The sequence below is a fragment of the Bacillus bruguierae genome, assembly GCF_037104725.1.
In the GTDB taxonomy this organism is placed as follows: domain Bacteria; phylum Bacillota; class Bacilli; order Bacillales; family Bacillaceae_G; genus Bacillus_A; species Bacillus_A bruguierae.
Genome location: NZ_JBAWSX010000008.1, coordinates 66,171 through 83,019, shown reverse-complemented (window position 1 = coordinate 83,019; position 16,849 = coordinate 66,171). Strand labels below are relative to the sequence as shown.

17 protein-coding genes and 1 riboswitch are annotated in these 16,849 nt (G+C 35.9%); of the genes, 13 read left to right on the top strand and 4 right to left on the bottom strand.

Annotation, left to right across the window (positions count from 1 at the left end; all coding sequences use genetic code 11):
* Nucleotides 1–192 (bottom strand): hypothetical protein, encoded by a 192-nt coding sequence (locus tag WAZ07_RS14615; protein WP_090917053.1) that lies wholly within the window; start codon nucleotides 190–192, stop codon nucleotides 1–3.
* 149 nt (nucleotides 193–341) lie between these two features.
* A riboswitch (SAM riboswitch) is annotated at nucleotides 342–440 on the top strand.
* A gap of 100 nt (nucleotides 441–540) precedes the next feature.
* On the opposite strand from WAZ07_RS14615, the gene WAZ07_RS14610 reads away from it, so the two are divergent.
* The 3 genes from WAZ07_RS14610 to WAZ07_RS14600 all read left to right on the top strand — a co-directional run bounded on the left by WAZ07_RS14610 (nucleotide 541) and on the right by WAZ07_RS14600 (nucleotide 1,604).
* On the top strand, nucleotides 541–792 hold the full coding sequence (locus WAZ07_RS14610; RefSeq protein WP_090917055.1) for a hypothetical protein: 252 nt from the start codon (nucleotides 541–543) through the stop codon (nucleotides 790–792).
* A gap of 309 nt (nucleotides 793–1,101) precedes the next feature.
* Entirely contained in the window at nucleotides 1,102–1,239 is a 138-nt protein-coding gene (locus tag WAZ07_RS14605) for a hypothetical protein (RefSeq protein ID WP_336473052.1), read from the top strand.
* Nucleotides 1,236–1,604 (top strand): group-specific protein, encoded by a 369-nt coding sequence (locus tag WAZ07_RS14600; RefSeq protein ID WP_336473051.1) that lies wholly within the window; start codon nucleotides 1,236–1,238, stop codon nucleotides 1,602–1,604. The genes WAZ07_RS14605 and WAZ07_RS14600 overlap by 4 nt, the downstream gene beginning before the upstream one ends.
* Before the next feature lie 39 nt (nucleotides 1,605–1,643).
* Here WAZ07_RS14600 and WAZ07_RS14595 read toward each other — a convergent pair whose 3' ends face one another.
* The 3 genes from WAZ07_RS14595 to WAZ07_RS14585 form a co-directional block, all read right to left on the bottom strand.
* Complete coding sequence (locus tag WAZ07_RS14595) at nucleotides 1,644–2,906, bottom strand: serine hydrolase domain-containing protein (RefSeq protein ID WP_336473050.1); 1,263 nt, start codon at nucleotides 2,904–2,906, stop codon at nucleotides 1,644–1,646.
* Nucleotides 2,907–3,000: 94 nt separating this feature from the next.
* Nucleotides 3,001–4,200: an MFS transporter gene (locus WAZ07_RS14590; protein WP_336473049.1), complete on the bottom strand. Its 1,200-nt coding sequence runs from the start codon at nucleotides 4,198–4,200 to the stop codon at nucleotides 3,001–3,003.
* Nucleotides 4,201–4,217: 17 nt separating this feature from the next.
* Nucleotides 4,218–4,634: a MarR family winged helix-turn-helix transcriptional regulator gene (locus tag WAZ07_RS14585; RefSeq protein WP_090917063.1), complete on the bottom strand. Its 417-nt coding sequence runs from the start codon at nucleotides 4,632–4,634 to the stop codon at nucleotides 4,218–4,220.
* A gap of 193 nt (nucleotides 4,635–4,827) precedes the next feature.
* Between WAZ07_RS14585 and phaZ the strand changes: the two genes are divergently transcribed.
* From phaZ to WAZ07_RS14535, 10 genes are all read left to right on the top strand, one after another.
* On the top strand, nucleotides 4,828–5,724 hold the full coding sequence (gene phaZ, locus WAZ07_RS14580) for an intracellular short-chain-length polyhydroxyalkanoate depolymerase (RefSeq protein ID WP_336473048.1): 897 nt from the start codon (nucleotides 4,828–4,830) through the stop codon (nucleotides 5,722–5,724).
* A 407-nt stretch (nucleotides 5,725–6,131) separates the two neighbouring features.
* On the top strand, nucleotides 6,132–7,307 hold the full coding sequence (locus WAZ07_RS14575; protein WP_336473047.1) for an MFS transporter: 1,176 nt from the start codon (nucleotides 6,132–6,134) through the stop codon (nucleotides 7,305–7,307).
* A 4-nt stretch (nucleotides 7,308–7,311) separates the two neighbouring features.
* A complete protein-coding gene (locus WAZ07_RS14570; protein WP_090917069.1) occupies nucleotides 7,312–7,518 on the top strand; it encodes an NETI motif-containing protein in 207 nt (68 codons plus the stop codon).
* A gap of 485 nt (nucleotides 7,519–8,003) precedes the next feature.
* Nucleotides 8,004–8,195: a DUF378 domain-containing protein gene (locus tag WAZ07_RS14565; RefSeq protein WP_090917139.1), complete on the top strand. Its 192-nt coding sequence runs from the start codon at nucleotides 8,004–8,006 to the stop codon at nucleotides 8,193–8,195.
* A 214-nt stretch (nucleotides 8,196–8,409) separates the two neighbouring features.
* On the top strand, nucleotides 8,410–9,492 hold the full coding sequence (gene serC, locus WAZ07_RS14560; RefSeq protein WP_336473046.1) for a 3-phosphoserine/phosphohydroxythreonine transaminase: 1,083 nt from the start codon (nucleotides 8,410–8,412) through the stop codon (nucleotides 9,490–9,492).
* Nucleotides 9,493–9,504: 12 nt separating this feature from the next.
* Entirely contained in the window at nucleotides 9,505–10,677 is a 1,173-nt protein-coding gene (locus WAZ07_RS14555) for a 3-phosphoglycerate dehydrogenase family protein (protein ID WP_336473045.1), read from the top strand.
* Nucleotides 10,678–10,764: 87 nt separating this feature from the next.
* Nucleotides 10,765–12,012, top strand: a complete 1,248-nt coding sequence (locus tag WAZ07_RS14550) for a DUF1015 domain-containing protein (RefSeq protein ID WP_336473044.1) — start codon at nucleotides 10,765–10,767, stop codon at nucleotides 12,010–12,012.
* A 90-nt stretch (nucleotides 12,013–12,102) separates the two neighbouring features.
* Nucleotides 12,103–12,780, top strand: coding sequence for a response regulator transcription factor (locus WAZ07_RS14545; RefSeq protein ID WP_336473168.1), 678 nt, complete (start codon nucleotides 12,103–12,105; stop codon nucleotides 12,778–12,780).
* Between the two features lies 1 nt (nucleotide 12,781).
* Complete coding sequence (locus WAZ07_RS14540; RefSeq protein ID WP_336473043.1) at nucleotides 12,782–14,173, top strand: sensor histidine kinase; 1,392 nt, start codon at nucleotides 12,782–12,784, stop codon at nucleotides 14,171–14,173.
* Nucleotides 14,174–14,450: 277 nt separating this feature from the next.
* Nucleotides 14,451–16,763, top strand: coding sequence for an AAA domain-containing protein (locus tag WAZ07_RS14535; protein WP_413788891.1), 2,313 nt, complete (start codon nucleotides 14,451–14,453; stop codon nucleotides 16,761–16,763).
* Nucleotides 16,764–16,849: the final 86 nt, after the last annotated feature.

The window sequence follows — 16,849 nt, the reverse complement described above, 5'->3', positions numbered from 1 at the left end:
TTATTCCTGAGCCAAAACTTCCGCTGTACTATCACATTGTTGCAGTGCATGTTGAACAGCTTGCAAAGATTGTTCAATCCGTTGACGATTATCTGATTTCTCTACTGTTTGTAAGGCATTTTGTAAACAGTTCTTTGCTTCGTGTAAAGCTTGACAAGAATCTTGAACGTGACCGCGTGCATTTTTTTGCATGAGTGCACACCTCCTTTGGGCGTATACATTTGTAGTATGAGCAAAACGAAAGAAAATATCATAGCATTCTAAAAAATAAATCCTGATTATTCTTATAAGAATTGACTTTTTGAATTACACTCATTATAGTAAGAGATAAAGTGAATATTTTCTTATCCAGAGAGGTGGAGGGACTGGCCCGATGAAACCCAGCAACCGCGATGCAGGTGCTAATTCCAGCAGAACAGTTTTGTTCTGAAAGATAAGAAGGAAGAGATATGATCTACTTCTTCTTATCGAAGAGGTTTTTTTATTGTAAAAAAACCGATAATGAAAGATGGGCAACGAGAAGAAAGGAGTAGGTGGACTATGACGCTTGAAAAATATATTACACTACGTAATGCAATTTATAAATATATGGAAGAAAAGGAAGAGCCGATTACATTATTGGATATTCAACAACATATCGCTACTGAACATAAAGGGAAATTTGCGAAGAAGATGCTGCAGCAATTTTACTTACTACGACTGCTAGATGAGTTAAAGTTGGATGGGAAAATTACTTTAGCAGAGCCATACAAATATATAGATGATAAAGGTATTTACTACACGGTAAAATAATATAGAGGGAGTTATTCTCCCTTTTTTATAGTAATATTTGTTTGAAAATTACTTTTATTTGATAAGTGTTATGTAGTTAAAAAGACTGTGCTATGCAGTCTTTTTAAAAGGAAATGGTGCTGAGTGTGTAGTGTTCAAAAATTAAATGTGCCCCGAAAGATGGGCGTTCTCGGCTAACAAATAAAAAAGACACCATCGCCGAATAGGTGTCTGTTGCTTTGTAAAAGGGGCTTGCCCTTCGACATGTATTAGAATAGCATGTGAGTATAGAAAAAGTCAAAAGGGAATTAAAGGAAGGTGTTGTTTACAATGAACATATTAATTGTATATGCACATCCAAAGCCTTATAGTTTCAACGGTGCAATTTTGAAACAAGTGAAAAATAGTAAACGAGAAAAAAGAGAGAAATGGCTGCAAAAGATATATAAAAAGGTAATAAGATTATGAAAAATAGGGAACTGATCTACAAAATTGCGAATGTATGTAAAAGAGATGATGATTTGTTTTGTTCTTATCTTGATTGTTTATTTGGTATAAAGGAGAATAGCAAGCAATTTTCTAAAGTCAAACAAGAAGTTCGAGAAGAGTATCTTATAAGAGGTATTTGTAAGAGAGAGGTAGACATTTTAGTAGAACAAAGTGAACAAGTTGCAGATTTGCATATACCTAAGTTGCTCCGATGGGAATTTTTACAGGAAAATGTTCATTATATAGAAGAGATCTGTTCAATGGTATTTCAGTTAAAACCTTTATGTTTTTCAGAAGAACAATGGAAATATGTAATTTCAATTATAGAGAAAGAGCTGTCATGAGACAGCTCTTTTCGTAACAAAAACTTTGAAAATTTTAACTTAATTAGAGGGCTCTTTCTGTAAGTGATTCGCGATTTGTAAATACATATTTCCATATGCGGAGTGTATTTCTCCATTATGATTAGCATTGGAAGAAAAATGAACGATAACCATATGTGCAGTTGGATCGATATATAATCTTTGTCCATAACTGCCAAATACTTCGAATGCTTCGTGCTCGTTATGGGAGATCCACCATTGATTATGGTAAGAATATCCCTCACCATCACCAACTGGGAGTTCGTATTTTTGTATATGCTTAATTTCTTCAATAATAGAAGAAGAAATAATTTGTTTCCCGTCATATACGCCATTGTCTATAATCATCTTCCCGAATCTTGCCATGTCTCGAGCGGTGGTATTTAATCCTGCACTTGCCTGTTCCACTCCTGTTTCGTCAACAACGTAATAAGCATTTTCTTCTGCGCCAATCGGCGACCAAATACGTTCGCTTATTAGATCTGCGAGTGATTTTCCTGTTACAGTACGAATAATCCATGCGAGTGTTTCAGCAGAACCATTATTATATGAAAATGTTTCTCCTGGAGCAGCGGTTTCATTTGCTTCTAGCAACATGTCATAAATTGTTACCGGTCCATCATAGTTTTTACTGCGAGGAAGAATGTTGCTTGCTAAATATAATTGTGCATCTTGATTTTCTAATCCAGCTTGTTTGAAACCATGAGTTGGATATTCTACTGAAACTTGCATATCTAATAGTTGTTGAATTGTTGCTATTCCAAATGGTGTTCCTTTTAATTCTTTTACATAAGTTTCTGCAGTTGCGTTAGGTTGTAGCTTTCCTTCTTCAATGAGGGTATTAACGAGCAACCCTGTAAATACTTTTGCTACCGATGCCATACCGTGTGGTTCGTTTTCTTTATATCCATGAAAGTACCGTTCGTACACAAGCTTTCCATCATGCAAAACAATGAAAGCATCTGTTTTATGTTTTTCTAATAGTTGCTGAACCGTTGTATTATGGTCATTTTCATCTGTAATTTGTAGATTATCTAGATTTTGCAAATTAGCCCGGATTGATGATATGTAATTTGGATTTTTAGCGACAATCTTTGTTAAAGTAAATTCGCGCATATGTGAATATGACCAGCGAAGATACGGATCTTGTAACCAGTTGTTTTTCGTTGCTGTTTGTCTTGAAGAAAAACTTTTATTTGGATTGAATAATGTAAATCCCATACCAGTCAATATACATACAAAAATTAAAATGATTAAAATAAGCGAGGATTTTTTAAATCTCATAATAAGCCTCCTTCTCATTTTATTATAAGAGATAAGCTTATAAAGAAGCAAAAAAAAGGAGAGTAAACGTAGAAGTTTACTCTCTCTTATAGTATTAAGCAGATAATTTTTCTTGTGTTGTTTGCTTTTGGAACTTTTGTTTATGTCCATGAAGAAAATAGTAAATCAGTAATGTAAATGCAACGATAATCGAAGAAATAAAATACATATGATGATAACTTGAATGTGCTGCGATAATTCCTAGTACGAAAGAGCCAATACCAATCCCTGTATCGAAGAATGAGAAATAAGTGGCTGTTGCAGATCCGCGCCTGTGATTTGGTGCGACACTAACTGCAATTGTTTGGAAGCTTGGAATTAGAGTTCCATATCCAAAGCCAATAAGTACGCCAGCAGCAAGTAACCAAAATGGCGTTTGTGCTTGGCTTAAAACAAACATTCCAATCATAAAGATAATAATAGATGGATAAATGAGAACATTTTCTCCGAACCGATCGAATATTTTTCCTGAAAATGGTCTGGAAATAACAACTACAACTGCGTATACAACAAAGAAATAACTTGCAATATCAGCCATACCAAGCTCTTTTGCATAAACGGGAATAAATGAAAGAATACCGCTATAGGAAAAGGAAAGTACGCAACCTGTGAGAGCAATTGGAATTGTGGAAGGCTCAATTAAATCTTTCCATTGCATCTGTTTCTTTTCGCTGTTGACAGTTGTTTTTTCGTTAGGGATATTTACTAATAGTCCACATAGAAAAGCAAGTATAGAAAATATAGAACAAATGATAAATAAACCTGTAAATGAGAATTTAGAAATAATCGTTAAACCTAAAAAAGGACCGATAACCATCGGTAAGCTCATAAACACTCCATAATAACCAAGTGCTTCACCGCGCCTGTGGGGCGGTGCTACATCTGTTACGATTGTACCAGTAGCTGTTGTTGCCATTCCAAATCCGATACCATGAAAGAAGCGAAGAGCAAGCAGTAAAAATAAGCTTTGCGTACCGAAGTACATGACTGTTGCAGCTAAAAATAACGAAAGGGAGATGAATAAAATTTTCTTCCTTCCTAAATCATCAAGCCATTTACCTGTAAATGGTCGGCAGATTACAGAGGAAATAAGAAACACTGTTGCGACAAGACCCATTTCTTCAGGCCTTCCTTTTAATCCGTCAATAACATATACAGGCAAGGTTGTGATCAGCATATAAAATGTTAAAAAGAGAAATAGACTACTCAAACATGTTCCAATGAAGTCTTTCGTCCAAAGCTTTTGACTTTCCATAGTCATCCCTCCAATTTTTAATCAAGATTACGAATTACTTTTTGTAGTACGTGAAAAGCAAGGCGAAGCTCTTCCTCGCTAATATCTTGCAATGTCTTTTTCTCAAATGAGTCTACTTCTTCTTGCCAATTCGGTATCATTGCGATTGCTGTTTCTGATAAAGAAATGAGCTTCTCGCGTCGATCTGTTCCCTCTGTTCGAGCAATCCATCCCATTAATTCCATACGCTTTAAAGTACGAGTCATTGTTGGTGACTCAACGTTTAAGTATTGACATAATTCTGTTTGCGTGCAAGATCCAGTTTGATTTAGTCTGAAGATTACAGCCCACTGCGCACTGTATAAACCAGTTGGGGAAACACGTTCATTGAATCTCTTGGAAAATTTCCGAGCGGTTTGGCTGACAGTGTGAAAAAAGTGTTGTTTTTCGTCCATATTTTTGCCCTTTCTAATTAGTTACCTAGCTAACTATATCTGTTTTTTTCTGAATTGTCTAGTAGTCCATCGTTATGCTTATGTAAAAATAAGTTAATTCAGATTGAGAACGTATATTCTGTGTGGTATTATTGAGTTAGAATTTTCTGTCTTTTGTAATGTGTGTTATTGATAATTTTGAGGGGGAAACAGAATGATGAAACCTGCCATTATGAAATCGGTAGCATTATCAAATGGAGAAACAATTGCTTATCAAGAAGCGGGAAATGGAACAGAAATATTGGTGCTTATTCACGGAAATATGACATCTTCACAGCATTGGGATTTAGTTATAGAACAACTGCAAGATTCTTATCATATTTATGCCCTTGATTTACGTGGTTTTGGATTTTCGACTTATCATCATCCTATTGATTCATTGAATGAATTTGCAGAAGATGTGAAGTTGTTCGTGGATGAACTGCAATTAAAAAAATTTTCATTGGTCGGATGGTCAATGGGGGGAGGAGTTGCTATGCAGTTTGCAGCAGCTTATCCGATGAATGTGAATAAACTCATATTGGTAGAATCAGTAGGAGTGAAAGGATATCCAATTTTTAAGAAGGACATAAATGGTCAACCGATTGTATCTAATCTTTTAAAAACAAAAGAAGAAATAGCTAAAGATCCTGTTCAAATTGCACCAGTTGTCCAAGCTTTAAAACAAAAGGATAAGCAGTATTATCGTAATATCTGGAATTTACTTATTTATACGCATCATCAACCTAGCCCAGATCGCTATGAAAAATATCTTAATGATATGTTGACGCAGCGCAATTTTGTTGATGTAAATTATGGACTTGTAACATTTAATATATCCGATGAGCATAATGGAGTTGTAGCCGGGAACGGGGATATGAATCGTATTCAAGTGCCAACATTAGTTCTTCAAGGTAATCGTGATTATGTGGTGCCTAAAGTAGTTGGTGAAGAGTTGGCAAAGCATTTGCCAAATGCGAAATTGGTCGTGTTAGAAAATTGTGGGCATTCTCCATTTATCGATTGTTTAGAAGCATTTATCAATGAAGTAACCGAATTTTTGAAAGAGTAGCTGCGTTGTTTCCTACCTGTAAATAAGAAATGTGTAATAGGGGCGTTTTGAAAAAGAGAAAGATTATGGAGATTTTTTATACAGAACCAGCTACTTTCGTACAGATATTGATTCCAGAAGTAACGGTTTCTCAATCAATTAGTTATAAAGTTTGGTATACGTATATTCAACAATTGTATTTTTAGACATTCCTTCTAGTGTGTGGGACAAAATATTATATGACCTATTCTTATTTGCATCTAGTACAAGGTGTAGTTGTGTAGCCATATGTAAAAGCTCAAATAGGGGAAGGATGAAAGCTAGAAGTCTGGACTTCTAGCTTTATTTTTGTGGAAATTGAAAGTATACGATTTAAGGATTAACCAGCTATAATAAAGGATGTGAGTTTGTAGAGGGAGCGTAATAAAATGGGAAAAAGGTATACGTTTTGGATCATGGTTGGAATTGTTGCGATTTCTGGACTTTCACAAGGCATGCTGTTACCAGCAATCGCAATGATTTTTGAGAAGGAGGGAATTAGTTCAAGCTTTAATGGCATTCATGCAACGGCATTATATATTGGTATTCTTGTTATTTCACCTTGGCTTGAGAAACCGATGCAAAAGTTTGGAATGAAACCTCTTATTGTAATTGGAGGATTCATTGTTGTTGGAGCATTATTTGTATTTACGCAAACATTTTCTTTTTGGGTATGGTTTGTTCTTCGTTTTTTAGTTGGGGTAGGGGATCATATGCTTCATGTTGGAACACAGACGTGGATTACTACAACTGCTAGTCCGCACAAGGTAGGAAAACAAGTTTCTATATACGGAGCATTTTTCAGTATTGGTTTTGCAATGGGACCTTACTTAGCAAGTACAGTAAAATACGGTATTGCAACACCATTTATTGTATCAACTGTCCTTTGCTTAATAGGTTGGTTATTGTTAATTCCAACGCAAAACGCATTTCCTGATCAAGGAGAAGCGAATCAAGAAAGTGAATCATCTTTGCAGCGCTATAAGCAAGTGTGGATAATCGGATGGATTGCGTTACTTGCACCGTTAGCTTATGGTGTATTAGAAGGGATGCTTAATAGCAATTTACCTGTATATGCGATGAGGAAAGGTTGGTCAGTTGAACAAATTTCATTTTTATTGCCAGCGTTTTCGATTGGTGGAATTGTTACGCAAATACCACTTGGTATACTTAGTGATCGTCTTGGAAGAGAGCGTATTTTAACATGGGCATTTAGCGTCAGTACAGTGATTTTTCTATTAGCAGCTATATTCGATGAATATTATGGGCTTGTATTTATATGTATGTTATTTGCTGGCATGGTTATTGGATCATGTTTTTCACTTGGACTCGGTTATATGACAGATTTATTATCTAAGCATTTATTGCCAGCAGGAAATATTTTGTGCGGAATTGCTTTTAGTATCGGAAGTATTACTGGTCCTGTATTAGGTGGAATATTTATAGAGAAAATACAGTATACAAGCTTTTTCTTTGCCGTTATGATCATTATGGCAGTAATATCGATTGTTTATGTGACATATATGAAAAGTCAAGCAATGATAAGGAAAGTAGAAAGTAGGTAAAACAATGACAAAGCAATTAAAAAAGAAGAAATTTGAAGTATTACCAGATGAAACAATTGCACAGTGCCTCGAAAGAATGGAAAAGGAAGGGTATGCACCGTCCCGCCGCATGGAAGAGCCTATTTTTCATGAGGTGAAAAGAGATGGAAAAACGGTTGTAGAGCCTTGTGGACGAAAAATAATATTTGAAGGAAAGATAAAAACGGTATAATATGCAATGCTATATATACAAGATAAACCCCCTTTCTTTTTAAGGGAGGACGAGAGCGTCTAGCCGCGTATAGAAACGGTCAGGGCCTTTTCCTACCACATGCAATGTTTAAAACAAAAGGAGAAAGCAAGTAGTGGTCATGGTGTATTCTGCATAGCAGCGACTTATAAAGAAAAGCGCAGCCGACTGTTTAGGCCTGTTGACTAAGGGTCTTAGACATGAGGGCCTAGAAGGCAGAGCTAGACAAAGATGTCGAAAAATGAAAATGGATATATAGTTTGCATGGTTTTTATCGGAAAGCTGGCAAGCCCACCCACTTTAAGATTCGAAGGAGATAAGTGGCGGGAGTGTTCATTTCATACGAAGAAGGTATGAATACTTTTTTAAAGAGAAAAAATAAAAATAAAAATGGGAAAATTCAAGAATTCCATGCATATAATATAGCGAAAGGCCTTTCACCATTTTTCACCAAGGGGGCAATCATAATGAAATTTTTGTCGTACCTTACAGCAATTCTGGTGATTATTGGCGGTTTAAACTGGTTATTTGTTGCGCTAGATTTTAATCTAGTGGAAAAACTTTTTGGTTCTGTACCGGCACTTGTTGATACCGTTTATTGGCTTATTGGTCTTTCTGCACTATATCAAATTTACGACCGTTTTTTTGCAAGTAGTTAGCAATTATACAATTATTATTTTAAGTGTTAAGCAGACGTGCTTAACACTTTTTTGTATTAATACGAAAGGAAAGAGCTTCATAAAAACTGCTCATGAGAACGGTTCCAATGCTTCTTAGAATAAAATGGAGAAAACAATTTGACCGAGTATTTTATATGAGTTATAATTCAGAAAGTTTTAAAATTTATAAATATAAAAGAAAGAGGGGAATAAGATGCATCGAGTATACAATTTTTCCGCGGGACCATCTACACTTCCTATTCCTGTTTTAGAGCAAGTACAAAAAGAATTATTGAACTATCAGGAAACAGGCATGTCTATAATGGAAATGAGTCACAGATCTAAAACTTTTCAGGATATTATAGACGAAACGAAAAGTCTACTGTGCGAATTAATGAATATCCCTGAAAATTATGAAGTACTTTTTATACAAGGAGGCGCATCTTTACAATTCTCCATGATTCCACTAAATTTAATGCACCGATATAAACAAGCCGCATATGTACATACAGGTTCCTGGTCAAAGAAAGCAATTCAAGAAGCAGAAAAAATCGGAACGGTTTCAGTTGTTGCATCTTCTGAGAATGACCGATTTACATCTATTCCAGAAATAAATCGTACACTTCTCTCTCAAGAAATAGATTATATGCATATTACAACGAATAATACAATTGAAGGTACACGTTATGTAAACATTCCCGAGACAGGAGAAATCCCACTCGTTGCTGATATGTCCTCAAATATTTTATCTGAAAAGTATGATGTAGCAAAGTTCGGTCTTATTTATGCTGGAGCACAGAAAAATTTAGGACCTGCAGGGTTAACGATTGTCATCGTTCGTAAAGATTTAATTGGTGCTGCGCATTCTTCTTGCCCGGTTATGTTAAACTATGAAACTTACAGTAAACATAATTCACTTTATAATACGCCACCAGCTTTCAGTATTTATGTAACAAAGCTAGTTTTACAGTGGCTGAAAGAGCAAGGAGGCGTGCAGGAAATTGAAAAAAGAAATTACAAAAAAGCAGCAATTCTATACAACTTTTTAGATGAATCAAGTGTGTTCACTTCACCAGTACATACTACATATCGATCTTTAATGAATATTCCATTTACAACGTCTTCTAATGAACGAAATGCATTGTTTCTTCAAGAAGCGAAAAAGCATGGTCTTGAAGAATTAAAAGGGCATCGCTCAGTTGGCGGCATGCGTGCTAGTATTTATAACGCAATGCCAGTGGAAGGCGTACAAACGCTTGTGAATTTCATGTATGCATTTGAAAAGAAGTACAAATAAGGGGATGAGAAAATGTTTCATATTCAAACGTTGAATCAAATTGCTGAAAAAGGAATTGCTGCGTTTTCAAAAGAGAGATATAGAATAGGAGAAACAACCAAGAATCCTGATGGTATTTTATTACGAAGCTACTCATTGCATCACGAGGAGTTCTCAAGTGATTTAAAAGCAATTGCAAGAGCGGGGGCAGGTGTAAATAATATACCAGTGGAACGGTGTACAGAGAAAGGGATTGTTGTTTTTAATACACCAGGGGCTAATGCAAATGCTGTAAAAGAACTTGTACTTGCAAGTTTAATTATGTCATCTCGTAATGTTGTAGATGGTATTGTATGGACAAAAGAGCTGCAAGGTGAAGAAGTGCCGCAACTTGTCGAGAAAGGGAAAAAGCAATATGTTGGTTCAGAGATTTCCTCGAAACGTCTTGGGATTATTGGACTAGGTGCAATTGGTGCTCTTGTTGCAAATGATGCCTTATCATTAGGAATGGACGTTGTTGGTTATGATCCATATGTTTCTGTTGAAACAGCTTGGCGATTATCTAGACAAGTGCAGCGAGCGTTTAGTTTAGAAGAAGTTTTTGCAACGTGCGATTATATTACCTTGCATGTTCCATTAGTAGAACAAACGCGAGGTCTTATAAATAAACATGCATTTCAAGTGATGAAAAAAGGAGTTCGTATTTTAAATTTTTCTCGAGGGGAGCTTGTTGACGAAGATGCATTAGAACGAGCGCTTCATATGGGGGGTGTGAAGCATTATATAACAGATTTTCCAAACGAGCGTGTGTTGCAAATGAAAAATGTGATTGCAACGCCGCATCTTGGGGCATCTACATACGAATCAGAGGAAAATTGTGCGGTTATGGCTGCCCGGCAATTGCGAAGCTTTTTAGAAACGGGTAATATCCGCAATTCAGTTAATTATCCAAATGTAGAATTGCCGTATATCGGCAAGAACCGAATTACAATTGCGCATCAAAATATTCCAAACATGGTTGGACAAATTACGGCATGCTTGGCAGAGCATCATATTAATATTGCAGATATGATTAACCGTAGTAAGGGCTCTTTTGCATATACAATGATTGATATTGATAATGGCATAGATGATATTATTAAAGAAGATGTTGTAGAAAATATTAGAGACATTGCAGGTGTCGTAGCAGTACGAATGATTGTATAAAGTGAATTTTCCATCAGTAGGGAATTCATCCCCTGTTGATGGGAATCGAGCTTACTACCCGTTAATATAGATAAGGAGGAGATTTCAGTGGCAACAATTAAACCATTTCGGGCAATTCGTCCTATACAAGAGCGTGCAAAAGAAGTAGCTGCTCTTCCATATGATGTACTCAATAGTACGGAAGCAAGAGAAATTGCGAAAGATAATCCGTATTCGTTTTTGCATATTGACAAAGCAGAAATTGACTTAGATCCATCTGTTTCTCTATACGATAATGCGGTATATGAGAAAGCGAAGGGAAATTTACAATATTTGATCGAAGAGAGTGTGCTTATACAAGAAGACCGACCATGTTTTTACATTTATGAACTTACAATGGATGGTCGTTCTCAAACTGGACTTGTTGTTTGTACATCAATTGATGAATATATAAACGACACAATTAAGAAACATGAGCGGACAAGAGCTGAAAAAGAAAAAGATCGTATCCGTCATGTTGATGTCTGTAATGCTCATACAGGGCCTATTTTTGTAACATATCGCGGGAACAATGAAATTGTAAATGTAATCTCGAATTGGAAAATAACGCATAGCCCTGTTTATGACTTTACAGCAGATGATACAATTGGACATAAAGCGTGGATTATTCATGAAGAAAGAGTTATCGCTACATTAATCGAATTGTTTGAGGACATACCTTTTTTATATATTGCTGATGGTCATCATCGCTCTGCATCGGCTGTGAAAGTTGGAATGATGCGCCGCGAAGCGCATGCAGACTATACAGGTGAAGAAGAGTTTAATTACTTTTTATCTGTACTTTTTCCGAAAGAGGAATTATCAATTTGGGATTACAATCGCATTGTAAAAGATATAAATGGGTTATCAGAAGCACAATTTTTACAAGCGATATCTCAAGCTTTTTATGTAGAAAAAGCAGAAGTAGCACCTTTTAAACCGACAGAGCGTCATACGTTTGGAATGTATTTGAATAAAGTATGGTATAAATTGACTGTAAAAGAAGATAGGATTGATGAAAAGGATGTCGTAAATAGATTAGATGTATCAATTTTACAAGATCAATTATTGCATACCATTTTACAAATTGATGATCCAGGTACAAATGACAGAATTGATTTTGTTGGAGGAATACGAGGACTGAAAGCGTTAGAGCGAATGGTTGATGAGGAAGGATGGGCCGTTGCTTTTTCAATGTATCCAACAACAATGGAAGATTTATTAGCTATTGCAGATGCAGGGGAAGTAATGCCGCCAAAATCAACATGGTTTGAACCAAAACTTCGCAGCGGTTTATTTATTCATTCGTTGGAATAGAAGAGGGAGCAAATTGCTTTCTCTTTTTTTCTTGCATATTATGTACCTATCTTATAATGTATAGTCGTACTGACTGAAGGAAAGGGTTTGATATATATGATACATATTTTGTTAGCTGATGATGATTTACATATAAGAGAGCTCCTTCGTTATCACCTTCAAAAAGAAGGATATACAGTGTGGGAAGCTGAAGATGGAAAAGCAGCACAGTCTATATTAGAGAAAGAAACGATTCATTTGGCAATTGTTGACATCATGATGCCGCATGTAGATGGTTACACACTTTGTGAAGAAATTAGAAAATATTATGATATACCAGTTATTATGTTAACAGCAAAGGATCAGTTAGTAGATAAGGAGAAGGGCTTTTCCGTCGGGACAGATGATTATATTGTAAAGCCATTTGAACCTGCTGAAGTATTATTTCGAATGAAAGCATTATTACGCCGTTATCAAATGTTAAGTGCAGATGTCATTCAATTGCATGGAACGACAATCGATCGAAAAAGCTATGAAGTACGTTGCCAGGAACAAACCATTTTGTTACCGTTAAAAGAATTTGAGTTGTTATCACAGCTAGCGAGTTACCCAGGGCGGATTTTTTCTCGTGAAGAATTAATTGAACTTGTGTGGGGAGTTGATTTTTCAGGAGATGAGCGCACTGTAGATGTCCATATTAAGCGATTACGTGATCGTTTTTCGAAACGAACAGATGATTTTCAAATTAAGACGGTGCGTGGTCTTGGATATAAATTGGAGTTGAAATAAAATGAGATCATTATATTCACGATTTGTTATCATTTCGATTGTCATTATGCTAGTTAGTAGTACGATTGGTTTTTTATTATCAAATGTGTATTATCATCTTTATTTGAAACCGTATAATAGTGAAAAGATTTTAAAATACGCACAAGAAGTAAAACATTTATATGAGCAGTCCGATGAACAAAATCGAGAGGAGTATTTGCAATCTATTTCTAATCTTGGTTTTGAAATTTATGTGGTAGATGATCAAAAACAAGGAAAACGATATGGAAATGCATTTCGAAAAATTAACGTGAGTGACGAAACGATAGAGAGTGTATTAAAGGGTCATACATACAACGGTATTTCGACGTATCCTACAAGGTTATTTATAACAGGTTTTTTTGATAATGAACTCTTAAATAGTATTGGGATTCCAATTCAACATGATGGAAAGCAATATGCTCTCTTTATTCGCCCAGATATTCAGCAGCAATTTGGTGAAATGCGTATTTTCTTTGCTGTATTATTATGTTTAATGGTCGGATTAAGTATTATTTGTATTGCAATTGCAGCACGGTTTATTGTACGTCCTATTCAGCTTTTTACAAGTGCAACTAAAAAAATTGCAAATGGAGAGTATGAAGTAGCTCTGCCAGAATATCGAAAAGATGAAATCGGAACACTGGCTGTCAGCTTTCGGAAAATGGCAAAAAGCCTAAAGGATTTAGATCGGATGAGACAAGAATTTGTTTCAAACGTTTCTCATGAATTTCAATCTCCACTTTCATCAATTCAAGGGTTTTCGAAGACGTTACAAACAAATGAGATGAGTGAACCCGAGCGTAAGCGTTATTTGAAAATAATTGAATCAGAAAGTAGACGTATGTCTACTTTGTGTAAACAATTATTAACGCTTGCATCTCTTGATAAAGAAGAGAGGGTTTTAGATAAGAAAACATTTGATGTTGGGAAGCAAATAAGAGATGTTATTTTTATGTTAGAGTGGCAATGGCGTGAGAAAGATGTCGCAATTGAATTGGATGTTCCAAGTATGCAAGTGCACGGAGATGAAAATTTGCTCCATCAAGTGTGGACAAATTTACTGACGAATAGTATTAAATTCACAGAAAGTGGCGGGACCATTTCATTTTATGGAGAAGAGAAAGAAACGGAATTGTATCTCGCGATTTCTGACACAGGGCTCGGTATGAGCGAAGATGAGATTGACAAGATTTTTGACCGATTCTACAAAGTGGATGAGGCGCGAAATAGAACAATCGAAGGCAGTGGACTGGGGCTTTCGATTGTGAAAAAAATTATTGACCTTCATGAAGGAAGTATTACTGTACACAGTGTAAAAGGCGAAGGAACTACGTTTACAATTTATCTTCCGAAAATAACTAGTAATGTTTAAGGTATATACGAGTTGAAAATGTCATAAGAACCCATCTCTTTTTTAGGGGGATGAGAGCATCTGGCCGTGCATAGAAGCGGTCAGGGCCTTTTCCTGCCACGTGCGAGGTTTAAAACAAAGGGAGAAAGCTTGTACAAAAAGAATTGATAAAATGAAAAAACGCGGTAAAATGTTACAGCGTTTTTTTTACATTCTATTTCAAAACACTTAATCTATTCTTCATCAGGAAGCATTTCACTTTTAATCAAGCTATAGATTTATGGTATAGTGAGAAAGTATGTTTGCAGTAGAGGAAGGAGATTTAAACATGATTACATCTGCGCAAACTTCTTCATTAACAGAAACGATGAAAGAGTGGCATGAAGCGTTAACATATGAAATTAAACATTGGAAGACAGTTGGTGGAAGCAAATTATCTATTATAAATGGAAGGTTTTTATATACGGACTATGAAAGTAGTGTCTATGTATTTCAGCTTATTTCTGAGGTGAGTTTACCAGACGGAACACCGATTCGAATTGAATTTGACGGTGAAGAAGCAACAGGGGAAGTACTATCTGTTCAAGGATTGGACATTGAAGTCAAACTTAATTGTTATATGCAGCAACATATACAGGAAGCGGTGTTATATAGTGAGCCGTGGCAGCTGTTAGAACAATTGCAAGAACGTTTAAAGGAAGTAAGGAAAGATAAACAAAAGCGTCAGCGTGTGAAACGGTTATTACAAGGAACTAGTGAACCAAAACATATTGTGAAAATGAAAACAGTGAAAAATGAACTTGCATACCGAGCTTTTTACAATGCAACAACGTACGTCTGGGGACCGCCGGGAACCGGAAAATCATACAATTTATCGCGCATTATTGCAACTCATTATCAAAGCGGGAAATCTGTTCTTGTATTAGCACATAGTAATGCAGCGGTTGATGTATTAATGAGCGAAGTAACAAAGCAAATTGAGAAAAAAGAGAAGTGGGTACCGGGAGATGTGATTCGGTATGGTTTTAGTCAAAATGAACAAATTCGCAATCATGAAACGTTATTAACTACGCGATTAGTTGAATCAACAAATGAAGAATGGGAAGAAGAGAGGCTCTATTTAGAAGAATTAAGACAAGAATTAAGGCAAAAAATTCTTTCTTATAAAGCGACTTCTGCTGAAAAGAGAAAAATGCAGGAAATAGAAGGAGATCTTCGCAAGCAAAAAGCAAAAGTGAAAGAAGTTGAAAAAGAGTATATTGAAAATGCAAAAGTCATTGGGGCAACATTATCGAAATGTGCAATCGATTCACTTGTTTACGAAAGAACGTTTGATCTTGTGGTTGTCGATGAAGTAAGTATGGCATATGTTCCGCAAATTGCCTTAGCAGCTTCTTTAGGAAAGCGTATTGTTGTGTGCGGGGACTTTCTACAATTACCGCCAATTGCTTTATCAAATCATGAGCTTGTGAATAAGTGGTTAAAAGAAGATATGTTTTATCATGCGGGAATAGTAGAAGTGGTAAATGAACGTAAAAAGCATCCGAATTTATACATGCTGCAAGAGCAGCGGCGTATGCATCCACATATTTCAAGCTTTACGAACAAATTTATTTATAAAAACGAAGTGTTCGATCATCCTTCTGTTATAGAGCGAGATAAAATAGCGACTTTACAGCCCTTCATGAAAGAAGCAGCGGTTTTACTAGATACAAGTAATATGGGCGCTTATTCATTAAAAGACGTAGCATCAAGTTCACGTTATAATATTTTTTCTGGATTAATAGCGATGCAGCTTACGCTAATTGGCTTTCTGGATGGAATACCGTCAATTGGTATTGTAACACCATACCGTGCTCAGTCGCGCTTTTTATCAACGTGCATAAGGGAATTTCTTCAAAAAACAAAGTTCAAAAATGCGCCGGTACTAGCGGCAACCGTTCATAAATTTCAAGGATCTGAGCGTGATATGATTTTGTTCGATACAGTTGATAGCTATCCGCAAGAACGACCGGGTGTGCTCTTCTTTGATCAAAAAAACCACCGTCTCGTTAACGTCGCAGTTACGAGGGCGAGAGGGAAATTTATTCAACTATCAGATTGTCAATATATGAGGCGAAATCTTTCGCGAAAACAAGCTTTATCTCATTTAACGTCTCATATACAAAGGCAAGGAGATGTGTATGATCGTACAACATTGAGGGCGATTCTAGAGCGGAAGATTACGAAAAGATTGCGGTGGTTTGTACAAACAAGCAAAGAAGAAACAAAAGTATTATTAAAAGATATGATCTCAGCGAAAAAGAAAATTATTGTATCTATTCCTAATTCAAGTCGTATAGATAAAAGAGTATGGCAAGTATTAGCGCGTGCAGAAGCGTCGGTAATGATCTATACAGAAGGTCAAGTTCCGATAAAAAACGTACAAGTGCATCGTCAAAATAAAGTAATGCCATTTGTTATTATCGATGACGATATCATGTGGGTAGGTGCCCCATTAACATCTCAGATGATCTTTGATGGTAGTCCAGAATTTCCGTATATAACAGCAAGACTACAAGCTCCGCAAACAATTGGAGTACTAAAAGGGTTTTTAGATATAAAAATATAGAGTTCTCTTCAAAATGGATTTATATAGTATGGGAAATAAATCAAAGATAACCTCAGACAAAAGTGTCTGAGGTTATTTTGGTTAAA